At 36.4% G+C, this 4,343-nt stretch carries 6 protein-coding genes; 3 read left to right on the top strand and 3 right to left on the bottom strand.

Annotated features, from left to right (window positions below; translation table 11 throughout):
• Positions 1 to 733, top strand: a 733-nt coding sequence (gene rseP / locus D6734_03775) for an RIP metalloprotease RseP (protein ID RMF96390.1), incomplete at its 5' end; no start/stop codon positions are given.
• Positions 734 to 740: 7 nt separating this feature from the next.
• A complete protein-coding gene (locus D6734_03770; GenBank protein RMF96389.1) occupies positions 741 to 1,829 on the top strand; it encodes a flavodoxin-dependent (E)-4-hydroxy-3-methylbut-2-enyl-diphosphate synthase in 1,089 nt (362 codons plus the stop codon).
• Positions 1,830 to 1,854: 25 nt separating this feature from the next.
• Here the strand turns inward: D6734_03770 and D6734_03765 are convergent, their stop codons facing one another.
• The 3 genes from D6734_03765 to D6734_03755 all read right to left on the bottom strand — a co-directional run bounded on the left by D6734_03765 (position 1,855) and on the right by D6734_03755 (position 3,350).
• Entirely contained in the window at positions 1,855 to 2,133 is a 279-nt protein-coding gene (locus D6734_03765; protein RMF96388.1) for a hypothetical protein, read from the bottom strand.
• Between the two features lie 132 nt (positions 2,134 to 2,265).
• Complete coding sequence (dksA, locus tag D6734_03760; GenBank protein ID RMF96391.1) at positions 2,266 to 2,655, bottom strand: RNA polymerase-binding protein DksA; 390 nt, start codon at positions 2,653 to 2,655, stop codon at positions 2,266 to 2,268.
• A gap of 425 nt (positions 2,656 to 3,080) precedes the next feature.
• Positions 3,081 to 3,350: a hypothetical protein gene (locus tag D6734_03755; protein RMF96387.1), complete on the bottom strand. Its 270-nt coding sequence runs from the start codon at positions 3,348 to 3,350 to the stop codon at positions 3,081 to 3,083.
• 235 nt (positions 3,351 to 3,585) lie between these two features.
• On the opposite strand from D6734_03755, the gene D6734_03750 reads away from it, so the two are divergent.
• The coding region (locus D6734_03750; GenBank protein RMF96386.1) for a hypothetical protein at positions 3,586 to 4,343 on the top strand (758 nt) is incomplete at its 3' end.

The raw sequence follows: 4,343 nt of genomic DNA, 5'->3' as shown, positions 1-4,343 counted from the left end.
TAGCGAGGTTAAAAAAGATAGTCCGGCTGAAAAAGCAGGCTTAATGCCTTACGATAAAATTATTAAGGTTGACGGAAAAGATTTGACTGAATGGGCTGATCTTCAAGAAGCCATTGCAAAAAAACCCAATAAAAGAGTTAGCATCACATTTTCAAGAAATGGTATTGAAAAGGAAGCTTCAGTAGTGTTGGAGGAGAAGGAAGAGCGAGATGTAATGGACAATAGAATCAAAGTTGGTGCATTGGGAGTGGTTGCGGCAAATAATTATACTGATGTCCATTTTAAGACTGTAAGTTTTTCACCCTTTGAGGCAGTGGGAATGGCTCTTGAGAAGACTGTCAATTTGACTGTGCTTATGTTTAGAGGAATTTATAAAATGATAACAGGCAAGGTCTCGGCAAAGGCAATATCCGGTCCTATCGCAATTGCAAAAATGGCTGGAGACCAAGCCAAAAGGGGAATCTCTCAATTTGCATCTTTTGTGGCTTTCATCAGTATTAATCTGGGTATAATAAATTTTATTCCTTTAGGCACTATTACAGATGGCGGACTGATTATGCTTTTCACCGCTGAAGCAATCATAAGAAAACCTGTCAATGAAAAATTCAAGAATGCTACGCAATATATAGGACTGGCTCTGATTTTTCTTATAATGGGTTTTGCATTATACAATGATTTTGACCGCTATCTTCTTGATATAATCCACTTCTTCAAAGAAATAGCAGGAGGATAATTGCCTTTTGCAAATTTATCCGCGGAAAAAAACACGGCAGATAAAAGTCGGTAATGTTCTGATAGGTGGGAATGCGCCGGTCAGTGTGCAATCTATGACTAATACAGATACCTCCGATGTAGAAGCTACAATCAATCAAATAAAGATACTTGAGAAAGCGGGATGCGAGATTGTCCGCGTTGCAGTGAAAGACAGAGAATTGGTGGTTCCTTTTGCAGAAATCAAAGATTCTGTGTCTATTCCTGTCATTGCAGATATCCATTTTGACCATAGCATTGCCATAGCGGTGCTTGAAAAAGGAGCTGATGCAGTTAGAATCAATCCCGGCAATATTGGAGGTAAGGAAAAGCTGAAAGAGGTTATAAATGTTTGCCGCGAGAAAAAATCAGCTATGAGAATAGGTGTAAATTCCGGTTCCATTGAAAAGGAGATTTTGCAAAAATACGGTGCGCCTACTGCTGAGGCTATGGTGGAAAGCGCGCTAAAGAGTGTTGAAGTTTGTGAAGAGGAATCATTCTATAATTTTAAAGTTTCATTGAAGGGGAGTAATGTTATTGAAACTATAAAGGCATACAGCAAATTTTCTGAAAGATGCGATTATCCAGTACATATTGGTATAACAGAAGCCGGGACATCTGTGTCGGGAGCCATAAAAAGCGGTGCAGGGCTTGGAATACTTCTTTATAATGGCATTGGAGATACTTTAAGAATTTCGCTAACAAGTGACCCTGTCAATGAAGTCAAAGCAGGCTATACATTGTTGAGGGCCTTGGGATTGCGCAAAATAGGTGTCGATGTTATTTCTTGTCCTACATGCAGCAGACGCGAAATTGATGTAGAGAAGGTGGCAACTGAAATAGAAAATGAATTGGTTGGATGCTTGGTGCCTTTGACTGTTGCTGTGATGGGATGTGTAGTAAATGGTCCTGGAGAAGCAAAGGAAGCTGATATTGGCATTGCAGGGGGGAAAGGAAGCGGTATTTTATTCAAGAGAGGTGTCAAAATAAAAAAGGTAAGGGAAACTGATTTTGTCAAAGAATTGCTTGCCGGTGTCAAAGAATTGATAGAAGAAAAAGAAGGCGGAAAATCAGTTTGAAATTGAGGGCATATTCATATTACAGCTACCCTTTTATGAAAAGTGAAATCAGGAGACAGAAGACAAGGATAACTCCTACCACGAGATAGGCGCCCATAAGAAAAGTTGAGCTTGAAAAGTGTTTGACTAAAATTGGGCGGTTGTAAATGAAGACCCAGTAGAGGACGGCAATGAATGAGGCGGATATGGCAAATCTTACATAACCAAACAACATCGTCACGGCAGTTACAAAGAAGAAAAGCATAACCTGCCATAGGGGTACTACTAAAGTAATCTTTCTTAGCGCTTCGTAATCAATATCCATTTTTATTTCCTATGAATTTATATCGCATATTTTAGCACAATGCGTCTTTTATAAACAATATTTTATCGGAAATAAAAACATCGTGTAAAGTGAAATGAATGCAATGGATAAAAATTTATGGCTGTAAATCTTTTATAGATTCCTTGCTTTTTCCTCTCTTTCGGCTTCAGTTTTACATTGTATACACAATGTAGCAACAGGGCGTGCAAGAAGGCGCTTAAGTCCAATTTCTTCTCCACAGCGTTCACAGATGCCGAAAGTGCCATTTTTGATTTGCTCCAAAGCAAGATTTATTTTCTTTAATAATCTTCTTTCTCTTTCTTTTATTCTTATTTCAAAATTCTTGTCAGATTCAATGCTTGCAAGGTCACTAAGATCGGGATATGCCACTGTTTCTGAATTCAGTCCCTCACTCAAATCTCCAGCAACTTCTTTTAGAATTTCAGCTTTTCTTTTTTCAAGTAAAAGTCTCACTTCTTCATATTTTTTTGCATCAGATTTCTTCTTTGCCTTCTTCTTCACAGCCGTCGCCTTCCTTTCAATTGTCTTTTTCACAGGTTTCTTTGCCGTTTTTTTACTTACAGTTTTTTTCTTTTTCGAAACAGACTTCGGCGAAGGTTTTCTTTTCACGGTTTTCTTTGAAGCCGTCTTTTTCGCTGAGGTCTTTTTTGCAGTGCTTTTTTTGGTAGTTGATTCTTTTTTGGCGGCTTTTTTTGTTGGAACTTTTTTCTTTGCGGTTTTGGTTTTTACTTCAGCTTTTTTCTTTGTAACTTTCTTAGCCGCAGTTTTAGACGCACTTTTACCCTTTGCAGCTTTCGTTTTGGGCTTTGCCACGCTTTTTTTCTTTTTTACTGCCACAACTCGCCTCCGCCTTTCTTATAAATTGAAGGTGCAATCCTAATTGAAAGATAATTTTATGTCAATAGTAAAATGTATGCAAACAAAATTTAGTGATTTGGGCACTTCCACATATTATCACCTTCTTTTTCGTAGTAGCTTTTAAGCAAATCTTTTGCCTTTTCTTTCTCATTTTTATTCACATAAATTCTTATCAAGCCCATACCATCAATATTTACAGGCAATTGAGGCACTCTTTGCGAAAAGTCTTTTACCTCTATCCCTTCACTTTCTAGAAGAGACTTGATTACAAGATATTCGCTTTCTTCAGTTGTATTGAAAATTTCTACATATTCTTCCTTTTCAGATTCCACAATCATTTCCTCCTTGATATATAAAATACTTTCTATGAATTTTGTTTGTCAAGAATATAAAAAACCTGCGCAATGCAACCCATATAATAATATCTCTTTTTTCCCATTGTAGGAGTAAAATTTTATGAAGAAGGATTGATGCAGTGATTTTATGTAAGAAAATCTATTGTGATTATAATCTTCTCTACTTCCTTGAAAAAGTGCGCTTTTTTTATAAAATGAAAATAATGGGGATGAATAGATGAAAACAAGATTCTTTCATATATTTATAATTCTGTTGTCCATAATTTTGTATCAGGGATGTGATAATGAAAATCAATCGGCTTTTATAAATTCTGTTATAAATTCTACTACTTTAGAAGAGGAAAATATAATTAAAAATACTTTACGAGATGAATGGTTTGGTTTTTATTTTAAAGGGATGAAAATTGGTTACCTTAATTCAAGAATTTCTGAAACTGAGACAGGCTATATAGGATATTCTGAAGGTTATATGAAGGTTGAAAATATTGCAGGTATAGGTGAAGAAACAAAGATTGTGGAAAAGCTCGACCTTGATAAAAAATACCGGCTTAATGCTTTCTTCTATGAAATAAAGCAAGGGGAAAACTCTATCAAGCTGAAAGGGGAGAAGAATGATAATATTCTGAAAGTTATATTGGAAGCAGGAGGAAGTGTGAGGGAAAAAAAGGAAAAGATAGCTGGCAACATCTATTCGCCTCTTTCTCTCTATCTACAATTGTTGAAGGAGGGTATAACTGCTGAGAAAGAATTGTCATACGATGTTTATTTTCAACCAACAAATAAGATTGCAACATTATATGCTAAAGTTGGAGAAGCAAGAGAAATCGAATTCAAGGGGCAAAAGATTAGGGCTTACCCTGTTAGTGAAGAAATAGAGGGAATGAAATCTACCTTTTGGATTACTGAGGATGGGAAAAAGGTGAAAGAAGAGAGCTTCGAGGGCTTTGAAATTGTTGCTGAGACAAAGGAAGAAGC

Source organism: Candidatus Schekmanbacteria bacterium (assembly GCA_003695725.1).
In the GTDB taxonomy this organism is placed as follows: Bacteria; Schekmanbacteria; GWA2-38-11; order GWA2-38-11; family J061; genus J061.
Note: the sequence above shows the minus strand (reverse complement) of the source record. Positions and strands in the feature narration are given on the sequence as shown.